Source organism: Streptacidiphilus albus JL83 (assembly GCF_000744705.1).
GTDB classification, from domain to species: Bacteria; Actinomycetota; Actinomycetes; order Streptomycetales; family Streptomycetaceae; genus Streptacidiphilus; species Streptacidiphilus albus.
Window position 1 is genome coordinate 4,649,527 of sequence record NZ_JQML01000001.1, and the last position, 21,061, is coordinate 4,670,587.

General features: G+C 72.4%; 21 protein-coding genes. 4 read left to right on the top strand and 17 right to left on the bottom strand.

The window, feature by feature from the left end:
* Positions 1-38 precede the first annotated feature (38 nt).
* On the top strand, positions 39-845 hold the full coding sequence (locus BS75_RS20175; RefSeq protein WP_081982465.1) for an SLATT domain-containing protein: 807 nt from the start codon (positions 39-41) through the stop codon (positions 843-845).
* A 152-nt stretch (positions 846-997) separates the two neighbouring features.
* Here BS75_RS20175 and BS75_RS20180 read toward each other — a convergent pair whose 3' ends face one another.
* The 7 genes from BS75_RS20180 to BS75_RS20210 all read right to left on the bottom strand — a co-directional run bounded on the left by BS75_RS20180 (position 998) and on the right by BS75_RS20210 (position 7,376).
* Positions 998-1,645, bottom strand: a complete 648-nt coding sequence (locus tag BS75_RS20180) for a hypothetical protein (protein WP_034089257.1) — start codon at positions 1,643-1,645, stop codon at positions 998-1,000.
* A 118-nt stretch (positions 1,646-1,763) separates the two neighbouring features.
* Positions 1,764-2,633: a GntR family transcriptional regulator gene (locus tag BS75_RS20185; RefSeq protein WP_063771514.1), complete on the bottom strand. Its 870-nt coding sequence runs from the start codon at positions 2,631-2,633 to the stop codon at positions 1,764-1,766.
* A gap of 147 nt (positions 2,634-2,780) precedes the next feature.
* A complete protein-coding gene (locus BS75_RS20190) occupies positions 2,781-4,136 on the bottom strand; it encodes an aspartate aminotransferase family protein (RefSeq protein ID WP_034089258.1) in 1,356 nt (451 codons plus the stop codon).
* A gap of 110 nt (positions 4,137-4,246) precedes the next feature.
* Positions 4,247-4,717: a GNAT family N-acetyltransferase gene (locus BS75_RS20195; RefSeq protein ID WP_034089259.1), complete on the bottom strand. Its 471-nt coding sequence runs from the start codon at positions 4,715-4,717 to the stop codon at positions 4,247-4,249.
* 2 nt (positions 4,718-4,719) lie between these two features.
* Positions 4,720-5,316 (bottom strand): GNAT family N-acetyltransferase, encoded by a 597-nt coding sequence (locus tag BS75_RS20200; RefSeq protein ID WP_034089260.1) that lies wholly within the window; start codon positions 5,314-5,316, stop codon positions 4,720-4,722.
* Between the two features lie 10 nt (positions 5,317-5,326).
* Positions 5,327-5,923 carry a GNAT family N-acetyltransferase gene (locus BS75_RS20205; RefSeq protein ID WP_034089261.1) on the bottom strand — a complete coding sequence of 199 codons (597 nt, stop codon included), beginning with the start codon at positions 5,921-5,923 and terminating at the stop codon, positions 5,327-5,329.
* Between the two features lie 166 nt (positions 5,924-6,089).
* Positions 6,090-7,376: an adenylosuccinate synthase gene (locus BS75_RS20210; RefSeq protein ID WP_034089262.1), complete on the bottom strand. Its 1,287-nt coding sequence runs from the start codon at positions 7,374-7,376 to the stop codon at positions 6,090-6,092.
* Positions 7,377-7,508: 132 nt separating this feature from the next.
* Here BS75_RS20210 and BS75_RS20215 point away from each other — a divergent pair, with 132 nt between their 5' ends.
* On the top strand, positions 7,509-8,723 hold the full coding sequence (locus BS75_RS20215) for a diacylglycerol kinase family protein (protein WP_197091953.1): 1,215 nt from the start codon (positions 7,509-7,511) through the stop codon (positions 8,721-8,723).
* Positions 8,724-8,838: 115 nt separating this feature from the next.
* Positions 8,839-9,258 carry a DUF3151 domain-containing protein gene (locus tag BS75_RS20220; protein ID WP_034089264.1) on the top strand — a complete coding sequence of 140 codons (420 nt, stop codon included), beginning with the start codon at positions 8,839-8,841 and terminating at the stop codon, positions 9,256-9,258.
* An 85-nt stretch (positions 9,259-9,343) separates the two neighbouring features.
* On the opposite strand, the gene fbaA is transcribed toward BS75_RS20220, so the two are convergent.
* The gene (gene fbaA / locus BS75_RS20225) at positions 9,344-10,366 is read right to left on the bottom strand and encodes a class II fructose-bisphosphate aldolase (protein ID WP_034089265.1); all 1,023 of its coding nucleotides are present in this window, start codon (positions 10,364-10,366) and stop codon (positions 9,344-9,346) included.
* Between the two features lie 529 nt (positions 10,367-10,895).
* On the opposite strand from fbaA, the gene BS75_RS20230 reads away from it, so the two are divergent.
* Positions 10,896-11,627, top strand: coding sequence for a DedA family protein (locus BS75_RS20230; protein WP_034089266.1), 732 nt, complete (start codon positions 10,896-10,898; stop codon positions 11,625-11,627).
* Between the two features lie 85 nt (positions 11,628-11,712).
* On the opposite strand, the gene pyrE is transcribed toward BS75_RS20230, so the two are convergent.
* The 9 genes from pyrE to BS75_RS20275 all read right to left on the bottom strand — a co-directional run bounded on the left by pyrE (position 11,713) and on the right by BS75_RS20275 (position 20,967).
* Positions 11,713-12,249 (bottom strand): orotate phosphoribosyltransferase, encoded by a 537-nt coding sequence (pyrE, locus tag BS75_RS20235; RefSeq protein ID WP_034089267.1) that lies wholly within the window; start codon positions 12,247-12,249, stop codon positions 11,713-11,715.
* A 59-nt stretch (positions 12,250-12,308) separates the two neighbouring features.
* Positions 12,309-13,178: an aldose epimerase family protein gene (locus tag BS75_RS20240; RefSeq protein ID WP_042438520.1), complete on the bottom strand. Its 870-nt coding sequence runs from the start codon at positions 13,176-13,178 to the stop codon at positions 12,309-12,311.
* 39 nt (positions 13,179-13,217) lie between these two features.
* Positions 13,218-14,297 (bottom strand): SRPBCC family protein, encoded by a 1,080-nt coding sequence (locus tag BS75_RS50415; protein ID WP_034089268.1) that lies wholly within the window; start codon positions 14,295-14,297, stop codon positions 13,218-13,220.
* A gap of 138 nt (positions 14,298-14,435) precedes the next feature.
* Positions 14,436-16,058: a spermine/spermidine synthase domain-containing protein gene (locus tag BS75_RS46760; protein ID WP_052069558.1), complete on the bottom strand. Its 1,623-nt coding sequence runs from the start codon at positions 16,056-16,058 to the stop codon at positions 14,436-14,438.
* A 132-nt stretch (positions 16,059-16,190) separates the two neighbouring features.
* Positions 16,191-16,700 carry a DUF2617 family protein gene (locus tag BS75_RS20255; RefSeq protein WP_034089269.1) on the bottom strand — a complete coding sequence of 170 codons (510 nt, stop codon included), beginning with the start codon at positions 16,698-16,700 and terminating at the stop codon, positions 16,191-16,193.
* A gap of 506 nt (positions 16,701-17,206) precedes the next feature.
* Positions 17,207-18,049, bottom strand: a complete 843-nt coding sequence (locus BS75_RS20260; RefSeq protein WP_034089270.1) for a metal ABC transporter permease — start codon at positions 18,047-18,049, stop codon at positions 17,207-17,209.
* Positions 18,046-18,969, bottom strand: coding sequence for a metal ABC transporter permease (locus tag BS75_RS20265; RefSeq protein WP_042438513.1), 924 nt, complete (start codon positions 18,967-18,969; stop codon positions 18,046-18,048). Before BS75_RS20265 ends, BS75_RS20260 begins: the two co-directional genes overlap by 4 nt.
* Before the next feature lie 4 nt (positions 18,970-18,973).
* Entirely contained in the window at positions 18,974-19,840 is an 867-nt protein-coding gene (locus BS75_RS20270; protein ID WP_231607838.1) for a metal ABC transporter ATP-binding protein, read from the bottom strand.
* Between the two features lie 149 nt (positions 19,841-19,989).
* Complete coding sequence (locus BS75_RS20275; RefSeq protein ID WP_034089271.1) at positions 19,990-20,967, bottom strand: metal ABC transporter solute-binding protein, Zn/Mn family; 978 nt, start codon at positions 20,965-20,967, stop codon at positions 19,990-19,992.
* Positions 20,968-21,061 lie beyond the last annotated feature (94 nt).

The window sequence follows — 21,061 nt, forward strand, 5'->3', positions numbered from 1 at the left end:
ATCGGGCCCGATGGGCCGAAGGACAGGGAGTTCTCGCGGTGAGCCAGCCCGATATGCAGCCCGAAGAGAGCCCCTGGGGTTCCGATTCGGCTCCGGAGGAGCAGCGGTCCGCCGCAGCGGCCGCCGCCAACCCGTCCCGCAGTGCGGCCGCGACCAGCGGCACCCGGGGCCGTGACCTCAGTGTCCGACAGTTCCCGCTGGGCGACTGGGGCGAGCCGGCCGAGCGTCTTGAGGAGCTCTACCGCTGGTCGGAGGAGCGCGCGCTGGAGGCCGTCGACTGGTACCACCGGGACCGCCGCTGGAAGCGGCGCGGCGCCAGGGTGCTCCGCTACCTCGCCGTGCTGCTCGGCATCGGCGGCGCGGTGCTGCCGCTGGTCGGGCTGACCGGTCTCTGGGACAAGGGCGTCGACTGGGGCTACGTGCTGCTGCTGCTGGCCGGCGCCTGCCTGGGCGCGGACCGGGTCTTCGGGCTGACCAGCGGCTGGATGCGGGACATCAGCACCGGCCAGGCCCTGCAGCGCCGGTTGGAGGCGTTCCAGTTCGACTGGGCCTCGGAGTGCGTCCGCGAGGTGCTCGGCCCGACCGAGGGCACCGCCAGCGAGGCGGCCGAGCGCTGCCTGGGTGTGCTGCGCCGCTTCTGCGAGGACGTGTCGGACATGGTCCGCACCGAGACCTCGGAGTGGATGCTGGAGTTCCGCGCCTCGATGACCCAGCTGCCGACGCAGGCGGCCGGCGTCTGGGGCGGACGGGCCGAGGGCTCGGGCGCCCAGGTGCGGGTGCTGCCCTCGCTGGGCGGCCGGCCGACGATGCCGCGCCAGCGCCCGCCGGAGTCCCCGCTGCGCTAGCGGGAGGAGCCGGACGGACGGTGTCGGGGCGGGTACGCGATGCGTACCCGCCCCGTCGCGCGGTACGGGGCGGCAGCGGGCGCGGTGCGGCCGGGGCCCGGTCGGGGCCCGGTCGGGCTCAGGGTCGGGTCCGGCTCAGGGTCGGGTCCGGCTCAGGCGAAGACGACCATCGAGCCCTGGCTGAGGGCGCGGACGGCAGCCGCGTGCAGACCGGTCCAGGCGTGTCGCTCGCGGGCGAAGGGGCCGTCGTTCCCGGGCGGGGGGTAGGCCGGGCCCTCCAGCGTCGTCGGCGCGACCGGACGCACCGGGATCGGCGGCAGCTGGTGGTCGATCCCGATGTACGGGGCCACCGCCTGCAGCTCCCGGAGCAGGCCCTGGGCCGAGCCCAGCGGACCGCCGGCCGCCAGCAGCGCGTCGTCGACGATGGGCAGCTCGAAGTCGATCGGCACGTAGGCGCCCGCGTGGTCGAAGTGCCAGACCAGGTGCGAGCGCTCGGCCGCGTCCTCGAACATCTCCAGCAGCTGCTCGTAGTCCCCGCCGAGTTCGTCCACCGGGGTGACGTCCAGACCGGTGAGCTGCAGCAGGTAGGCACGGCGCAGGAAGTGCAGCGAGTCGTAGTCGAAGGCCGCTATCGGCTCGACGTCCCCGCTGAGACCGGGCATGTAGCGGAAGATCGGCACCTCGGGCAGGCCGCAGGCGGTGAGCGAGGCGTTGTAGACCGCGAGGTCCTCCGCGAACGGGTTGTCGGGGCTGTGGACGAGCACATCGACGAGCGGGACGAGCCAGATGTCACAGGCCACGGGCACTCCTGGGCGCGTAGGCACCGGTGTCGGGAAACGGTCGGGTCAACCCTAACTGCTGAGCTGCCGCCGGTCAGCGGTCCGGCGAGAGTGATCAAACAATCGCGCGGCCCGGACCTCAGGCCGGGTGCCTGGGCTGCGGCAGGGCCGCCTCGACCACGGCCTCAGCCGCCCCGACCGCCTCGGCGGCCCCAGTGGTCTCGGCAGCCTCAGCCGCCTCGGCGGCGGAGCGGTGCAGGGCGAGCCGGAGCCCGGCGGCCCCAGAAGTGTCCGGGCTCTGCCCGCACAGTTCGGCCATCTGCGCCAGCGACTCGTCGTTGTAGCGCAGCAGCATCCGGTGCACGGCCCGGAAGTCGCCGGCGAGCATGTGGTCCGCCAGCTCCTCGTGGCGGGACCAGCAGTACTGGGCGATGTCGGTGCGGGCGCGCAGGTAGGGCGCGGCGAAGATCCAGTACTGGACCCGCAGCCAGTCCAGGTAGTCGGTCATCCGCCGGTTGCCTGCCAGCGCCGAGAGTTCGCTCCAGAACCGGCGGTCGCAGCCGACCAGCAGGTCCAGCTGGCCGTTGCGGGCCGCCTGGGCGGCGGACTGGGCGCGCCGCCGGAGGGACTCCAGCCGCTCCGGGGCGGGCTCCGGCCAGGGGGTGCCGGCCGCGAGGGCGTTGCCGACCCGGCGGAAGATCGCGTCCATCACCAGGGTCCGGGCCTCGACGACCTCCAGGTAGTCCGCGAAGCTCAGCAGCGGGACGGTGAAGCCCCGGTTGGGCTCCATCCACAGCAGGTCCTGGGCGGTGAGGTCGACCAGGGCCTCACGGACCGGGGTCGCCGAGACGCCGTACAGCTCGGCGATCTCCTTGACCGTGAACCGGGTGCCCGCCGGCAGCCGGCCGGCCATCATGTCCTCGCGCATCGCGCCGGCGATCTGTTCGCGCAGGCTGTTGCGCTGTACCGCGCCCTGGGTGTCGGGACGGAGGAGGGCGCCGGGCGGCATGACGGTCCTCCTCAAGGGGGTGGGGATGCTGGATGATTACGACGAAACGGACTCCAGCGTAAACAGTACGGCCCCGAACGCCGCCGCACAGCGGAATTCGGGGCCGCATTGGTCCAGACCTCAGGTCAGCGGTCCGGTCCGGGCAGGTCAGACGGTGTGCGCGTCCGCGAGGGTCAGCACCTCGTCCAGGATGGCCAGGCCCTCCTTGACCTCCGCGTCGCTGCTGTTGCACGGCGGGACGACGTGCAGGCGGTTCATGTTGACGAACGGCCACAGCCCGCGCTGCTTGCAGGCGGCGGCCAGCTCGGCCATCGGCGCGGCGGCGGGGCCGGCCGCGTTGTAGGGGGTCAGCGGCTCGCGGGTGGCGCGGTCCTTGACCAGCTCCAGGGCCCAGAACACGCCCATGCCGCGGACCTCGCCGATGACCGGGTGGCGGTCGGCCAGCGCGCGCAGCCCCGGGCCGATGACGTCCGCGCCGAGACGCTTGGCGTTCTCGACGATGCCCTCCTCGGCCATGGCGTTGATGGTCGCCACGGCGGAGGCGCAGGCCAGCGGGTGCCCGGAGTAGGTCAGGCCGCCCGGGAACGGGCGCTCGGCGAAGGTCGCGGCGATCGCGCCGCTGATGGCGACGCCACCGAGCGGGACATAGCCGGAGTTGACGCCCTTGGCGAAGGTCAGCAGGTCGGGGACGACGCCCCAGTGGTCGGCGGCGAACCACTCGCCGGTCCGGCCGAAGCCGGCCATGACCTCGTCCAGGATGAAGACGATGCCGAAGCGGTCGCAGATCTCGCGGACGCCGGCCAGGTAGCCGGCCGGCGGGACCAGGATGCCGGCGGTGCCGACGACGGTCTCCAGGATGATCGCGGCCACGGTCTGCGGGCCCTCGAAGGCGATGGTCGCCTCCAGGTGCGCCAGCGCGCGCTCGCACTCCTGCGCCTCGTTCTCGGCGTGGAAGTTGGAGCGGTAGGCGTAGGGGCCCCAGAAGTGGACGATGCCGGAGACGCCGGTCTCGTTGGCCCACCGGCGCGGGTCGCCGGTCAGCGCGATCGCGTTGGCGGTGGCGCCGTGGTACGAGCGGTAGGTGGAGAGCACCTTCTGCCGACCGGTGTGCAGCCGCGCCATCCGGATGGCGTTCTCGTTGGCCTCGGCGCCGCCGTTGGTGAAGAAGATCTTGTCGAGGTCACCGGGGGTGCGCTCGGCGATCAGGCGAGCGGCCTCGCTGCGCACGTCCACGGCGAAGGCCGGGGCGAAGGTGCAGAGCTTGCCGGCCTGCTCCTGGATCGCCGCGACGACCTTGGGGTGCTGGTGGCCGATGTTGGTGTTCACCAACTGGGAGGAGAAGTCCAGGAATCGGTTGCCGTCGTAGTCCCAGAAGTACGAGCCCTCGGCACCGGCCACGGCGAGGGGATCGATCAGGGCCTGGGCGGACCACGAGTGGAAGACGTGGGCACGGTCGGCGGCCTTGACGGCCTGCCCCGTAGCGGTGTCGACAGGGATGCTCATGCGCGCCAGCCTACGGAGGCCGCCCAGGCGCGAGAACGGACACTGTGGTAGGCGATCCGGAAGCACGGCGACACCTTGTCAATCCGCACGCCGCCGGACCGCCCGGCCGCCTACGCCTGGGCGGGCGACATGCTGTAGGTCAGGAAGACGGTCTTCACCGCGTGGCGGTCGTAGAGGCCGCGGGCGCGGTAGTTGTCCTCGGCCGTGTTCCAGCGGATCACCGGCCAGCCCTCCTCGGCGCCGATCCGGTTCAGCTCGGCCAGCAGGGCGTCCGCCGCGCCGCCGCCGCGGTAGGAGGGGTCGACGAAGAGGTCGTCGAGGAAGCCGCAGGTCCCGCGCAGCGGGGTGTCGTAGGCACGGTAGTGAGCGAGGCCGACGGGGGTGCCGTCGGCGTCACGGGCGATCAGGCAGCGGGTCTCCCGGGCCGGGTCGTGGATCCAGGACCAGGCGCGCTCGTAGTCGGCGTCGGTGAGCTCGGTGCGGTAGAAGGCGGCGTAGCCCTCGAACAGCTCGCGCCAGCGCGGCTTGTCCTCGGGGTGGGGCGGAGTGATGGTCAGTCCGGTCGTCGTCGGCCCGGTCATGGTCAGCCTCGTTCCAGTCGTTCCGTCAGTCGGGCCCTGGCGGCGGGCCACTCGTCCAGCAGCAGCGAGAAGTAGACGCTGTCGCGCCAGCTGCCGTCCGGGCGCTGCCGCTCCCGGCGGTGCACGCTCTCGCGCCGCGCGCCCAGCCGGGCGATGGCGTTCTGCGAGCGCAGATTGAAGATGTCGGTGCGCCACTGGACCCGGCCCATGCCCAGCTCCTCGAAGGCGTGGGTGAGCAGCAGCAGCTTGGACTCGGTGTTCACCGCCGTCCGCCAGGCGGAGCGGGCGTACCAGGTCCAGCCGATCTCCAGTCGCTCGTCCCTGGCGTCGATCTCGTGGTAGGTGGTCCAGCCCAGGGCCCGGCCGGAGTCGCGGGCGACCACCGCGAAGGCGAGCTGCTCGGGGGCGCGGGCCAGCAGCATCGCGGCGACGGCGCGGAGCTCGTCCTCGGTGCGCGGGGCGGCGACCGGCATCCAGCGCCAGATCTCCTCGTCGGCCGCACCGGCGGCGAAGAGCTCCGGGACGTGGTCGAGGGCCAGCGGCTCCAGACGGACGTGACGGCCGGTGAGCGTGGTGGGGGCGGGTGTCCTCGCGGTCATGGCGCCGCCCTCACCCCTCCGCGAGCCGGGCGGTGAGCCGGGCCCGGGCCGTCGGCCACTCGTCGGCCAGCATCGAGAAGTAGACGGTGTCGCGCCAGCTGCCGTCCGGCCGCACCCGGTGCCGCCGGTGCACGCCCTCGGGCTGCGCGCCCAGCCGGGCGATGGCGTTCTGCGAGCGCAGGTTGAGGTGGTCGGTCTTCCACTGGACCCGGCCGATGCCCAGGTCCTCGAAGGCGTGGGTGAGCAGCAGCAGCTTGGACTCGGTGTTCACCGCCGTCCGCCAGGCGGAGCGGCCGTACCAGGTCCAGCCGATCTCCAGCCGCTCGTCCCTGGCGTCCCAGTCCATCAGCGTGGTCCAGCCGACGGCCCGCCCGGAGGCCAGGTCGATGACGGCGAAGGGGACGTAGGAGTCCGTAGCGGCGAGCAGCCCGGCCGCGACGGCGCGGAGCTCGTCCTCGGTGCGCGGGGTCCAGACGCCGAGCCAGCGCCAGACCTCGTCGTCGTCGCCGCCGGCGGCGAAGAGCTCGGGGACGTGGTCGAGGGTCAGCGGCTCCAGTCGGACGTGACGGCCGGTGAGCGTGATGGGCGAAGGCGTCTTGGCAGGCATGATCAGACTGTAGGCAGCTTTTGAACTAGGTGCAAATAGTTTCTGCACTAGTGCAGATGTCGACCCCGGTGGGCCGCCCGGCAGACACAGCGCGGCCCCGCCGCTCCGGAGGGAGCGGCGGGGCCGCAGGCACTGCAGCGATTTCCGGTCGGTCAGGACCGGAGGCTCAGGACAGGAACGAGTTGATCTGGATGGTCTCGGTGCGGCCGGGGCCGACGCCGATCGCGGAGATCGGGGCGCCGGACATCTCCTCCAGCGCCTTGACGTACGCCTTGGCGTTCTTCGGCAGGTCGTCGAAGGTCTGCGCCTTGGTGATGTCCTCGGACCAACCCGGCAGGTTCTCGTAGATCGGCTTCGCGTGGTGGAAGTCGGTCTGCGAGTAGGGCAGCTCCTCCACCCGCTTGCCGTCGATCTCGTAGGCCACGCAGACCGGGATCTGCTCCCAGCCGGTGAGCACGTCCAGCTTGGTGAGGAAGAAGTCGGTCAGGCCGTTGACCCGGGTCGCGTAGCGGGCGATCGGGGCGTCGAACCAGCCGCAGCGGCGGTCGCGGCCGGTGGTGACCCCGCGCTCGCCGCCGATGCGGCGCAGCGCGTCGCCGTCGGCGTCCAGCAGCTCGGTCGGGAACGGACCGGAGCCGACGCGGGTGGTGTAGGCCTTGAGGATGCCGATGACCCGGTCGATCTTCGTGGGACCGATGCCGGAACCGGTGCAGGCGCCGCCGGCCGTCGGGTTCGACGAGGTGACGAAGGGATAGGTGCCGTGGTCGACGTCGAGCAGGGTGCCCTGACCGCCCTCCATCAGCACGACCTTGTTCTCCTCCAGGGCCTTGTTCAGGACCAGGACGGTGTCGGCCACGTACGGGCGGAGCTTGTCGGCGTAGCTCAGGTACTCCTCGACGACCAGGTCGGCCGGGACCGCGCGCCGGTTGTAGAGCTTGACCAGGATCTGGTTCTTGTCGTGCAGCGCCGCTTCGATCTTCTGCTGCAGGATGCTCTCGTCGAAGAGGTCCTGGACCCGGATGCCCACGCGGTTGATCTTGTCGGCGTAGGCCGGGCCGATGCCGCGCCCGGTGGTACCGATCTTGCGCTTGCCGAGGAAGCGCTCGGAGACCTTGTCCAGGGTCCGGTGGTAAGGGGTGATCAGGTGGGCGTTGCCCGAGACCAGCAGCTTGGAGGTGTCGATGCCGCGCTCCTGCAGCCCGACCAGCTCGGAGAAGAGCACCGCCGGGTCGATCACGACGCCGTTGCCGATCACCGGCGTGCAGCTGGGACTGAGGATGCCGGAGGGGAGCAGGTGAAGTGCATACTTCTGATCGCCGACGACCACCGTGTGACCGGCATTGTTGCCGCCCTGATAGCGGACTACGTAGTCGACCGAGCCACCGAGGAGGTCGGTGGCCTTCCCCTTGCCCTCGTCGCCCCACTGAGCGCCGACCAGCACGAGTGCGGGCACAGGCGTACACCCCTTTCGGGCGGGGCACAACCACGGCGGGAAGGCCGCCGTTCTGGCCCCGGATAGACCAAGCCCCTGGCGCAACAGCGCAAGGGGCTCTTACACCGAGAGATTACCCGAGGAAGGACCGCGGTGTCGGCTGCGCAATCGGCGGGAGAGGCCCTTCTGGTGGTGGTCTCCCCCGTGGCACTGGCCCTGGACGGCGAGTCCGTACGGGTCGCCAGGGACGTCCTCGGGGCCGCCTTCGCGATGAAGGCGGTGGTGCCCGAGGACCTCGCCGAACTGGAGCACGCGCTGTCCCGCAGGGGCAGAAGGCGACTGGTTGTGATCGGTGACGATCAGGCCCTGCACGAGGTGGTGCAGCTGCTCCACCGGCATGCCGAGCTGGAGGCCGGACCGATCGGGATCATCCCGGTCGGAACCGGGCAATCACTGGGCCTGAGCAGGTCGCTGGGGGCGGCGAGCCGCCCGGTCGAGGCGGCCAGAGCGGTGGCCCGGGGCGCGGAACGCCGGCTCGACCTGCTGGTCGACGAGGACGGCGGAGTCGTCCTCGGGAACCTGTGGATCCCCGGCCGCGCGGAGCCGCGGGCGGGCCGCGCGGAGGGCTCGGAACCGGGTCCGCGCGAAGCCGGCGGAGGCCCTCGGGCGACGTCCGAGCGAGCGTCGAATGAACGCACCATGGACGCCGATCCGCACGAGGCATGTTCGCCGAGGGCGAACAGCGCTGCCTCCGGGCGGGGCTCCGGCGGACTCATCGGGAGCTGGTGCTCCCAACTCGGACGCACCGCACAGGCCGCGGCCCGAGCCGTGACCGGCCCGTTGCTGGCCCACGGGGACGCACCGGCCGACGGCGAGGGCCTCGGGCACCGGGAACCGTGGCCCGGAGGGTCGGGGCAGCGCGGGAGCAGCGGCGGGCGGAGCGGGAAGAACGGGGAGTCCGCGGGCGCCGGGGCCGACCGCGCCGGGGCCGGGCGGCCCGGCCAGTACCTCCGGGTCGAGGCCGACGGCCGGCTGCTGGCCGACCTGGACCGACCGGTCGGCCCGGTCTCGGTCCGCAACGCCTCCGCCGCCGGGAGCGCCTCCGGGCTGTCCGTCCCCGACGACGGCCTGGTGGAGGTGCTGATCGGGACGGACGCCGAGCTCGGCGCGGCGCTCCGGGTCCGGGCCCAGCGGATCACCGTGACCGGCGGTACGGGCTCGACCGGGAACGGCTCCGCCCTGTTCACCTACGAGGCCGACCACACCCTCAGCAGCCCGGTCCACGAGCGCACCTGGACCGTCGTACCGGGCGCCTGGCGGCTCACCGTCCCGCTGGGCACCGGAACCGGCCCTCTCCGGACGGACTGACGGTCCGTCCGGAGAGGGGGTGTCGGCAGGCCGGTCCGGCTCCCGGCCCCTGCTCGGCGGCTGCCGGTGCACCCGACTTAACGGAGCCCTCATCTACGGATGGCAGACTCTTCCTATGAGCATTCACAAGAACCTGCTGGGCGGCCCTGAGCCGACACTGCTTCCGGAGGACGAGCAGCCGTACCGGCTGCTGGCGGAGCAGTCCGCTTCGCCGGTCCAGGTCGCCGCGGACTTCCCGACGTTCTCGCTCGCCTGGGCCATGCTCGCGGACGACGCCTTCACCGAGGACCATGTCGTCGAGTCCTACGCCTACGCCCGCACCGGCTACCACCGCGGGCTGGACGCCCTGCGCCGGGCCGGCTGGAAGGGCCACGGCCCGGTCCCCTGGGACCACCGCGCCAACCGCGGCTTCCTGCGCTGCCTGGCCGCCCTGGCCCGGGCCGCCGATTCCATCAAGGAGACCGAAGAGGCCGATCGCTGCTGGCAGTTCCTCAAGGACAGCAGCCCGGAGGCCTACGCCGAGCTGAAGCGCTGACGCTTCGACAGCGCCGCCACCCGGAAGACATCGCGCCCCCGTACCCGGTCGGACCGGGTACGGGGGCGCGTCGGTGCGCTGCCGACTACTTCAGCCGGGTGCCCGCGGAGCGGAGCATCCGGGTGGCCTCGACCACGCGGGCCGCCATCCCGGCCTCGGCCAGCTTGCCCCAGGTGCGCGGGTCGTAGGTGTTCTTCTTGCCGACCTCGCCGTCGACCTTCAGCACGCCGTCGTAGTTGCGGAACATGTGGTCCACGATCGGGCGGGTGAAGGCGTACTGGGTGTCGGTGTCGAGGTTCATCTTCACGACGCCGTTCTCCAGCGCGGTGGCGATCTCCTCGGCGCTGGAGCCGGAGCCGCCGTGGAAGACGAAGTCGAACGGGTCCTTCTGGCCGGTCATCTTGCCGATGGCGTCCTGCAGCTCGCGCAGCAGCTCCGGCTTGAGGACGACGTTGCCCGGCTTGTAGACGCCGTGGACGTTGCCGAAGGACGCGGCCAGCAGGTAGCGGCCCTTCTCACCGAGACCGAGCGCCTCGGCGGTGCGGACGGCGTCGTTGACGCTGGTGTAGAGGTTGTCGTTGATCTCGTGCGAGACGCCGTCCTCCTCACCGCCGGTCGGGGTGATCTCGACCTCAAGGATGATCTTCGCAGCGTGGGCCTGGGCCAGCAGCTCCTGCGCGATCGCCAGGTTGTCGTTGAGGGTCTCGGCCGAGCCGTCCCACATGTGCGACTGGAACAGCGGGTTCTGGCCCTTGGCCACGCGCTCGGCGGAGATCGCCAGCAGCGGGCGGACATAGCCGTCCAGCTTGTCCTTGGGGCAGTGGTCGGTGTGCAGGGCGACGGTGACCGGGTACTTGTCCGCGACGATGTGCGCGAACTCGGCCAGCGCGACCGCGCCGGTCACCATGTCCTTGCTGTACTGACCGCCCAGGAACTCGGCGCCACCGGTGGAGATCTGGACGATGCCGTCGCTCTCGGCCTCGGCGAAACCGCGCAGGGCGGCGTGCAGGGTCTGGGTCGAAGTCACGTTGATGGCCGGGTAGGCGAACTTGCCTGCCTTTGCCCGGTCCAGCATCTCGCTGTAGACCTCGGGAGTTGCGATGGGCATACGAATCCGCTCCTGTCGGTGATGCGTCTACGGATACTGCTGCTTACCCCGACCAGGGCCGGGCACCAGGGGCATTGTCCCATCCCCGAGCTGCTGGTTCACCTCTACGAGGGACGAACAGCCATGAATACCATCAGATACCTACGAAAATACTGAAAGGGATCTTACGGGTGAAGCGGCCCCCTTGCCGGATGAACTGCCGCCCGCCGTGGGAAGGCTGACGACGAGCCCGGGGAGCGGGACCCCGGGGAGCGGGGCCGCGCGAGCAGGCCCGAGGGAGCAGGGGGTCTCATGGCAGTCAGGGCCGGCACCTCGGACGCCGAAGGCCCGACCGGGCGGACGCCGCGCCTCGGCCGCCGGGCCGCGGCCGTCGCCGCCGGAACCGCGCTGCTGTTCGGCGCCGGAGCCGGCCCGGGCGCGGCCGGAGCCGGCGACGCCGGTCTCGCGGTGCAGAACGCCGGGCGGCCGCTGCGGTCCGAGGACCTGCCCTTAACAGTGCGCGGCCAGCCGGGACCGCTAGTCTGCCCGGGTGACCACGACCACGACTCTCGCGTTGAACGTCCTCGACGCCAAGGCCCTGATCTCGCAGTTGGGAACGGTCGGTCTGCTCGCGATCATCTTCGCGGAGACCGGGCTGCTCATCGGCTTCTTCCTGCCCGGCGACTCACTGCTGATCCTGGCCGGCGTCGCCGCGTCCAGCGCCGGCCTGAAGGTCGTCGGCTCGCAGATGCCCATCGGCGTGCTGCTGGTCGGCGCGCCGCTCTGCGCCATCGCCGGGGCGCAGCTCGGGCACCTGCTCGGGGCCAAGGGCGGGGCGAAACTGTTCAACCGGCCGAACTCCAGGCTCTTCCGCCGGGAGCACGTGGAGAAGGCCGAGGCGTACTTCGTGAAGTTCGGCCCGGCCAAGGCCGTGCTGATGGCCCGGTTCATCCCGGTCGTCCGGACCTTCCTGAACCCGGTCGCCGGGACGCTGGAGATGCCGGCCCGGACCTTCCTGCTCTGGAACGCCATCGGCGGCGTGGTCTGGACCGAGGGGATGCTGCTGATCGGCTACAACTTCGGCGCGGCACTGGCCCCGGTGATCGACACCTACCTGGTGCCGGCGATGGCGCTGATCGTGCTGGTGTCGGTCTCGCCGATCCTGGTGGAGGTCCTGCGGGAGCGGAAGAAGCGCAGGCTCGGCCTGGTCGAGGCCCCGGCCGAGCAGCTCGACCCCGCCGGCGCGGGGGCCGGCAACGGCGGACGGCACCGCAGGGGCTGACCCGCCGGGCGGGAACCCACGGACGCGTCGCGGCCCGGACCGGATCACCGGTCCGGGCCGCGTCGCGTTCAGTCCCGGGAGCGGGTCACAGCCCCAGGTCGGGCAGCTGGTACGCCGCGAGGTAGGGCAGGCCCTGGGCCTCGATGACGGGGGCCGCGCCGCGCTCCACGATCACCGCGACCGCGACCACCTCGCCGCCGGCCTCGCGGACCGCCTCGACCGCGGTCATCGGCGAACCACCGGTGGTGGAGGTGTCCTCGACCACCAGCACCCGGCGGCCCTTGACGTCCGTGCCCTCGATCCGGCGCTGCATCCCGTGCGCCTTCTGCGCCTTGCGGACCACGAAGGCGTCCAGGCGGCCGCCCCGCGCCGCGGAGGCGTGGAGCATCGAGGTGGCGACCGGGTCGGCGCCGAGGGTGAGGCCGCCGACCGCGTCGAAGTCCAGCTCCGCGGTGAGGTCCAGCATGACCTGGCCGACCAGCGGAGCGGCCAGGCCGTCCAGGGTGACCCGGCGGAGGTCGATGTAGTAGTCGGACTCCAGGCCGGAGGACAGGGTCACCTTGCCGTGGACCACGGCCTTGGACTTGATCTGCTCGAGAAGCGCGTCGCGGTGGTTGCTCATGAGGCACCAGCTTAGAGGCTCCGCGGCTCGGAGGCTCCGTGCCCCGGCGCCCCGGCGGCTCAGTGGCGCCGCCAGCGCCAGGTGGTGGTCGCTTCGAGCGGGTCGACCAGGGTGACCAGGCGCGGAGCGGTGTTCAGGCCGTTCGGCGGACCGGACTGGGGCTCCACGCAGAGCGCGTCCGGGCGTCCGTCGAAGACCACCAGCCACTCGCAGTCGGCGGTCATGCTCAGGCTCAGCTCGCCCTCCCAGACCAGGGTGGCGGAGACGCCGTCGGGCATGCCGAAGCAGTCGTCGCGCGGGCCGGGCAGCGGCTCGATCCGGCGGCCGGTGGGCAGGTGGTCCTCGCCGCGCTCCTCCTGCCAGGCGGGCTCGAAGTCGAGCCGGGCGCTCGCGCCGTCCGGGCTCAGCTGCTTGCGGAACCAGGGGTGCCAGCCGACCTGGGCCGGGAACGAGTCGGCGGCGGTCTCCACCGAGAGCGTCGTCCGCAACTCGTCGGCGGACAGTTCGAACAGCTGGGTGACCCGGCCGGCATAGGGCCAGGGCTCGGCCAGGTCGTAGTAGAACGCCGCCGAGCCCTCGGTCGCCGGGGACGCCTGCCGCCAGCCGGTGCGGACTCCGGTGCCGTGGATGGCGTGCGGCGGCATGTCCACCGGGAGCCGGTGGGAGACCTGGCCGTTGTTCCAGCGGCCGCGGTCGACCCGGCCGGCCCAGGGCACCATCGGGAACGAGCCGTGCCCGAACACGCCCGCGTCCCGGGCTTCCACCGAGTCGGCCGAGCGCAGCAGCTCCAGCCCGCCGATGCGGAGGCTGGCCAGCCGGCAGCCGTCGGCTGGGAGCACGGTCGCCTCGGCCTCCCCGGCGGTGAGCCGGACCGGCGGCAGCGGCGTCGTCGTCGGACGCGGCGGAGTCGTCGAGGTGGGGCTGGGCACGGGACCTCCAGGTCGGGCGGTACGGATGGGTCGGGCGGGTCAGCGTCGGCGCAGGGCGCGGGCGAGCAGCACCACGCCGCCGACGACCGCGACCCCGCCGCCGACCAGCCACGGCACCACGCTGTGCTCGCCGTCGGCGGTCGGCGGCTCGCCCATTCGCCGCTCCGGGTAGCCCCAGCGGGCGGCGGCCCGGGAGCGGGCGCTGCGCGGCGGCAGCGCGGGGCCGTAGCGGCCGCGCGGCGGGGCGTGGTCGACCTCCTCGGCGGAGCGGCCGACGATGCTGCGCCGGTGCGCGGGCTCGTCCGGCCAGGGCTGGTCGAGCCCGGGGACGCCGTGGGCGGCGACCGACTCCTCGATCAGGAACAGGTCGGGCGCGTCCAGGTCGGAGATCTCGGAGAGCCCGGCCAGGTCGCCGATCTCCGAGAGGTCGGTCAGACCCGAGAAGTCACCGAGTTCGGAGAGGTCCGGGAGGTTGTCGAGTTCCTCGAAGAGGTCCTGGTCCGCGGGGCGGTCGGGGTCCTCCCCGTCGGCGCCCTCGTCGCCGAGCTCGGCGACCAGGGTGGCGCAGAAGCGGTCCAGCAGGCGGCGGGCCGCGAGTGTGACGGTCTCCGGGTCCAGTTCCGCTATCCGGCCCAGGCCCCGGACGCCGCAGTCGAAGACGATCCGGCAGCTGTCCGGGTCCTCGGCGCCGTCCTCGCCCACGGCGGGCTCCACGCCGACCAGGACCGCGCCGGAGAGCTCGCCGCTGCCGACCGACTGCTGGGCGGCCACGTCGACCAGCAGGTCGGTCCCGGGATGGAGCCGGAGCGTGCCCCGGTAGGTGATGGAGGAGTTGCCGATCCGCAGCTTCATCCGCCCGGCCAGGACCGGACTCCCGGCGTCGGCGCTGTCCTCGCCGTCCTCGCTGTCCTCGCTGTCCTCGCTGTCGGCGGCTTCCCCGGCGTCCCCGGTGTCGCTCCCGGCCGGGTCGGCCCGGTGCTCGTCCGGCGCGGGCACCGGCTCCGCGGCGCCGGAATCGTCGGGGGTGAACCCCGGCAGGCAGCGGGACAGCAGTTCGGGACGGCGCAGCGACCGGCGGGCGGTTTGCGGCGACAGCGGTACCAGAACTTCGTGCTCCATACCTGGCGAGCGTACAGACCTGTCGGCGCGGAAGGGACGTATGGAGACAGTGTTTTTGCCCGGTTGCGCCGCCCGCGCCGGCCGCTTTGCCCGACCCCGCGCCCGGCCCCGCGCCCGGCCCCGCTCGGGTGGGGCGGGTCAGCGCGGGTGGAGCAGGGTCGACGGGAGCGGCGGGCGCAGCGGGCGGCGGGTGCCGGCCAGGGTCGCGGCGAGGCGCAGCGCGGCCGGATCCAGGCCCAGCGGCTCCGGGGTGTCGGCGGGCAGGCCCAGCTGCGGGGTGCTGCGGGCGGCCAGGATCAGGCCCCAGTCGGCCGGGCTGCCGCAGTCGTCGGGCCCGCTGGGGATGGAGTACTCGACGGTGCGCAGCCCGACCGCGCGCAGCCCCGCGTCCGCCTGCCAGTAGTCCGCCTCGGCGACCGACCCGGCGTGGACGACGACCCGTCCGCCGGGGGCGAGCATCCGGGTGACCAGGCCGTAGAACTCCTCGGTGTAGAGCTTGCGGCTCTGGTCGAGGGCGGGGTCGGGCAGGTCGGCCACGATCACGTCGTAGGGCCGCCGGGTCGCCGGGGCGGTGCGCAGCCACTCGAAGGCGTCCGCGGTCACGGTCCGCACCCGGGGATCGGCCAGCGAGCCGCCGTTGAGCCGGGACAGGACCGGGTCGGTCCGGGCCAGCCCGAGCACCACCGGGTCGACCTCGACCACGGTGACCCGGTGGACGTCGGGGTGGAGCAGCGCCTGGCGGGCGGCGAGGCCGTCGCCGCCGCCGAGGATCAGCACCCGGCTCCGCGGGCCGGTCATGGCGGGCTGGACCAGGGCCGCCTGCCGCAGGGGCTCGTCGGCGCCGCAGACGGCGAGGCGTCCGCCGAGGTAGAGCCGCAGCTCGGCGGCGGACCGGGAACGGGCGGGGTCGGGCGCGCCCTGGCCCGCGCCGTCCGCGCCGCGCGGCGGCGGGACCCGGCCGGCGGCGTCGTCCGTCCCGTCGGGGCCGGGCCCCGGTCCGGGACCGGTGAGGACGACCTCCTGGTAGCGGCTCTGGTGGGTGTAGCGGACCGGTGTCCCGTAGAGGGCCTGCCGGGCCGAGCGCTCGAAGAAGCCGGTGAGTCCGGCGGCGAGGGCGAGCAGCAGCAGCACGGCCCCGCACAGGCTCCACAGCAGGACCCGGGTCCGGGACGAGGACTCCTCGCGGAACAGCCAGAGCACGACCACGGCCCCGGCGACGGCGTTGACCGCCCCGGTGACCAGCGCCCCACCGGCCTGGCCGAGCGCGGGCAGCAGCAGGAAGGGGAAGGCGAGGCCGCCGACGAGCGCGCCGACGTAGTCGGCGGCGAAGAGGTCGGCGACGGCACGGCCCGCGTCCTGCCGACGGATCCGCTGCAGCAGCGTCATCAGCAGCGGGATCTCCGCGCCGATCAGCACCCCGAGCAGGGTGGCCACCCCCACCAGCACCCACTGGTAGTGCCCCAGCCAGACGAAGCAGCTGTACAGGGCGAGCACCGAGAAGCCGCCGACCAGCGCGAGCGCGCTCTCGACCAGCGCGAACGAGGTCGCGGGCCGGGTGGTGAAGCGTTTCGCGAGCAGCGAGCCGATGCCCATGGCGAAGACCATGACGGAGAGCACCACGGACGCCTGGGTCACCGAGTCACCGAGCAGATAGCTGCCGAGGGCGACCAGTTCCAACTCGTACACCAGCCCGCAGGCGGCACAGACAAATGCCGCGAGGAGTACCAGCCATCGGGCAGCCCGGGCACCGACAGCTTGCATCGGCGTCGGCACTGCTGATTGGTCGATCACGTATAAACGCTAGGCGACGTCAGGTGACGTCCTCTTCCCCCGGAGGAAGTCGTGGTATCAGCACCGGGTTGACGCCTCGCTCGAATGAGGCATTTCGTGCCGTCATGCCCGCCGGAGCTTGAGCGATGAACGCGTGCAGACAAGTCGGCCTTCCTGCGGATAGGCGTGCCAGGTACGCCAGTAGATCTCGTGTTCGGTGCCCCCGGCCAGAAGTGCGGTGAAGGCGGTGGGGTCCCCGGGGAAAACTCCGGCGAGACCGTGCGGGTGATTCTCCACCAGGGCCAGCAGTTCCTGGGCGCGCCTGGCGAAACCCTGCTCGTGGAGGGTTTCCACATGGGCCGCGAATTCGTATTCCCAGCCCTGGACGCATTCGGCCACCCGGGCCGGCAACGGGCTCCGGCGACCGGGCAGACAGGCGACGGTCTCCGAACAACGGGCGGCCCCGCCACCCAGGATGACCTGGTGCGATGCCCCGAGCAACCGGAGCTGGAGGTCGGTCGGCCCGATCGTCAGATCGAGGACGGCCAGGGCCGGCAGCTCCTGGCTGCCCAGGCACCAGGCCAGATCTCCGGCACGGGTGTCGGTGTAGGTGGTCTGCAACGTGGTGAGCATGGTCTTGGCTCCGCGTACTTGGGTCGCTCGAGGACGCCGGTGCGGGCGCATACCGGAGGACAGGGGGAACCGGAGGGCATGGAGGCCGGCGGCACGGGTATCAGCGGACATGCCTGTCGGCGGTCATGGGGTCAGCGGGCACGGATGTCGACGGGCACGGTCGCCCTGCGGCGGAGTGACTTTCGGGGACTCAGGAAGCAGGGAAGCACGAATGCTCCATGTCTGTTGATGCTTTACCCAACTTCCCCGCCCAGTCATCATTTCCCGGCCGAATCCTTTGCATGCCGGGCACACAGTTGATCGAGTCTGCGCGTTGACGTGCGAAAACTATGGCGAAACCGGGAACAGAGCGGACCGCTTCCGGTCCGGAATCCAACCACCGCTTCCGGTTCGACGGGCCCGGAAACCGGGAATCGGGGGCGACACATGCCAGCGGCAGTACCCGTAGGCACTGCCGTCGGCGAAGTTCACCCCTTCGGGGGTCACTCGTACGGACACCCCGGCCGTCAACCGGCCGCCGGAACCGCACTCTTCCGGGTAAGGCCCCCGAATACCCATGCCGCGCCGTAGACCAGCGTCGCCGCCAGCATGATCGAGAAGCTCGGGGGCAGGCTCGTGGCGACCGCGCTCAGCGCCAGCCCGGCCCACATCTCGGCGACCGCGAGCCCGGCCGAGAGCGCCAGCCCCACGAACGGACGGTTCGTCAACCGCAGCGCCGCACCGGCCGGGGCCGCCAGCAGGCCCAGCAGCAGCAGCGAGCCCACCGCCTGCGTGGCCTCGCCCGCGCAGGCGCCGACCAGGGCCAGGAAGCCCAGCCCCAGCACCTTCACCGGCACGCCGCGCGCCGCCGCGACCGCCTCGTCCAGCGTCGCGAACAGCAGCGGACGGGCGATGGCCAGCACCGCGACGCTGATCGCGGCCGCCACCAGCACCGCGACCAGGGTCTGGCTGCCGCTCAGGCCGAAGATCGAGCCGAAGAGCACGCTGGTGCCGGCGTTGCCCACGTCCGAGCCGCTGCGCGAGGTCGTGTAGAGGGTGAGGAAGAAGGCCCCGAGGCCGAGGATCCAGGCGAAGGCCGCTCCGATCACCACATCGTCGGCCCGGCCCCTGCGACCGATCCCGGCCAGCAGCAGCCCGCCGCCGATGCACCCGACGAACAGCCCGAGCCGCAGGTCCCAGCCGGCGGCCAGGGCCGCCATCGCCCCGGCGAAGGCGACATGGCTGAGCGCGTCCCCGGTGAAGACCTGGGCGCGCAGCACCAGGAAGTAGCCGACCAGACCGGACGCCAGCGCGATGAACGTCCCGGCGAGCAGGGCGTGGTGGAAGAAGTCCTGACTCCACACGTTCATACGGCGACCCTCCTGGCGGCGTCGGTCCTGGGTACGGCGGTCATGGCGCCGGCACCGGCGCCGGTGCCGCGTCGGCGGGCGACCAGCCGGGCCGCGTGCGCCAGCAGGTAGCCGGCGAAGGCGAAGCTGGTCACGAAGAAGCCCAGCGGGTACGGCCAGTACCAGGCCGCGATCAGCCCGGCCCAGGTCGCGCCGAAGCCCAGCAGCAGTGTCAGCAGCAGGCTCAGCGCCGGGCGAGCGGTCAGCACCTGTGCGGTCGCGGCCGGCAGCACCAGCAGCGCGAACACCAGCAGCGAGCCGGTGATCTGCGCGGCCTCCGCCGTCGCCGCGCCCAGCAGCAGCAGGAACAGCGTCGACAGCAGCCGCACCGGGACCCCGCGCGCCGCCGCCACCTGCGGGTCGACCGAGGCGAACAGCAGCGGCCGACCGATGACCACGAGCACCGCCAGCACTGCCAGGCCGACCAGGGCCAGCAGCAGCACCTGGCCGGTGGTGATCCCGAGGAAGCTGCCGAAGAGGATGCTCTCCGGCCCGCTCAACAGCCCCTTGTAGAGCGCGATGAAGAGGAAACCGCAGGCCAGCAGGAATGCCTGGACGACCCCGGTGGCCGCGGACTCCTCCGCGTCCGCGTCCCGGCCCTCCCGCCGCAGCAGCGCGATGACCAGCGCCGCCGCCAGGCAGAAGCCGAAGTAGCCGAAGCCGGTGCTGATCCCCGCGAGGGTCGCGAAGGACGCCCCGGGGAAGGCCACCACGCCCAGGGTGTGCCCGGCGAAGGACTGCCGCCGCAGCACCATGAACCAGCCGATCGCGCCCGCGACCAGCGCGACCACCGCGCCCGCCCGGAAGGCGTTGACCATGAACGGGTAGGACCACATCTCCTGGAAGTCGGTCAGCAGGTTCCAGCTGAACTGCACGGGCATCGGTTCAGGCCTCCGGTTGTCCGACGACGACCAGTCGTCCGTCGGCGGTCCGCAGCACCTCGACCGGGGTCCCGTACAGCCGGGTCAGGTTCTCGGAGGTGACCACCTCGCCCGGGGCGCCGGCGACCGCGCCGCCGCCCGCGATGTACACCACCCGGTCCAGGTGGTGCAGGATCGGGTTGACGTCGTGCGCGACCATCACCACGGCCACGCCCTCCTGATGGCATATCCGGCCGATCAGAGCCGCGACCGCGCTCTGGTTCGGCAGGTCCAGGCTGTCCAGCGGCTCGTCCAGCAGCAGCACCGCCGGACGCCGGACCAGCGCCTGGGCGATCAGCAGCCGCTGCTGCTCGCCGCCGGAGCACTCGCCGATCGGACGGTGGGCGTAGGCCGTCGCACCGACCAGCTCGACGACCTCGGCTATCCGCTCGGCCTGCTCCCGGCGCCGGCGGCCGCCGGGCAGCGGCAGCCCCCAGCGGTCGCCGTCGAGGCCGAGCCGGACCAGGTCCACACCCCGGATCCGCATCCCGGGCCCGAAGCTGCGGCGCTGCGGCAGGTAGCCGACCCGGTCCCCGCCCTGGCCGGGCCGCAGCCCGAGCACCCGGGCCTCGCCCTCGGCCGCGGGCAGCACCCCGAGCAGGACCTTGAGCAGCGTGGACTTGCCGACCCCGTTCGGACCGAGGACGGCGACGAACTCGCCCGCCCGCACGTCCAGGTCGACGCCGGACCAGAGGGTGCGCCCGCCGACGCGGACGGCGGCGCCGCGCAGTTCGAGCACGGGATCGGCGGCGGCCGCGGTCGTCGCGACGGCGGCCGGGATGGTCGCGGCGGCGGTTGCCTGAACGGGTACTGCTGCCTGTTCGATCGCCACTGTGTGCACCGTCCCGTCTTGCGTCGTCCGCCGGTCTGCCCTCGGCAGTTGTGTCCCCGCCCGCTGCGACGTCAGCTGTCGGCGGGCCGCCGTTTGTTCCGGCTCCCCGTCGCGGATCTGCTGCCGCGCCGCCGTCATGTCCCGCACCGTCACCGTCCGGTCGCCTCCTTGAGGGCCGCCGCGATCCCCTGGAGCTCGCTGACCTGCCACTGCTGGAAGGTGTCCCCGGCCGGGCTGAGCGTCTCGGTGACCGGGGCCACCGGGATGCCCTCGGACTTGGCCAGGTTCACCTGGGCGACCACGTCCGGCGTGGAGTTCTGGGTGTTGTAGACGTAGACCTTGATCTTCTTCGACCTGATCTGCTGGTCGATCGTGGACTTGTCGGCGGCGGTGGGGTCGGTGCCCTCGCTCATCGCGTCCAGGAAGCTCTCGGGGGTGATCAGATCCAGACCGAGGCCCTGCGCGAGCGGGGTCACGATCGACTCGGAGGCGCCGATCGGCGTCCCGGCGTAGGTCGCCCTGATGCTCGCGATCAGCTGGTTGTACTGGGCCAGGGTCTGCGTCTCGAACGCCGTCTTCAGCTGGTCGAAGTAGGCCGCGTCGGCCGGGTCGATCTTCTTGTAGTCGGCGGTGATCGCCTCGATGACCTGGTGCACGTTGGTCGGCGAGTACCAGCGGTGCGGGTTGCCGCCGGGCTGGATGCCGACCAGGTCGCCGACGTTGAGCTCGGTCCGGCCGCTGCCGGGGTTGGTCGCCAGCAGTTTGTCCGCCCAGCCGTCGTAACCGACGCCGTTGACGATGGCGAACTGCGCGGTGGTGACCGTGCGGGCGTCGGCGGCGGTCGGCTCGTAGGAGTGCGGGTCGGTGTTGGGGTTGGTGATGATGCTGGTGACCTGGACGTGGTCGCCGCCGAGCTGGGCGGCGATGCTGCCCCAGAAGTTCTCGGCCGCCGCGACCTGGATCACCTTTCCGCCGCCGGCCCCCGCGCTCGAACCGCCGGCCGTCGCGGCGCTCGGCGAGGTCGGCGCGGTCGTGGCGCAGGCACTCGTCAGCGCGAGGGCGGCGACGCCGACCGCACCGAGCGCGAGGCGCGCGGGGTGGGGAAGGCGGGAGGCGGGGGTCTTCACGTGGTCTCTCCTCGGACAGGCCGGAGCGGAACACCCACCACGCTAGATGAAAATGATTCTCACTTCTAGCCCGATCGGTCCAACGATGAAAACC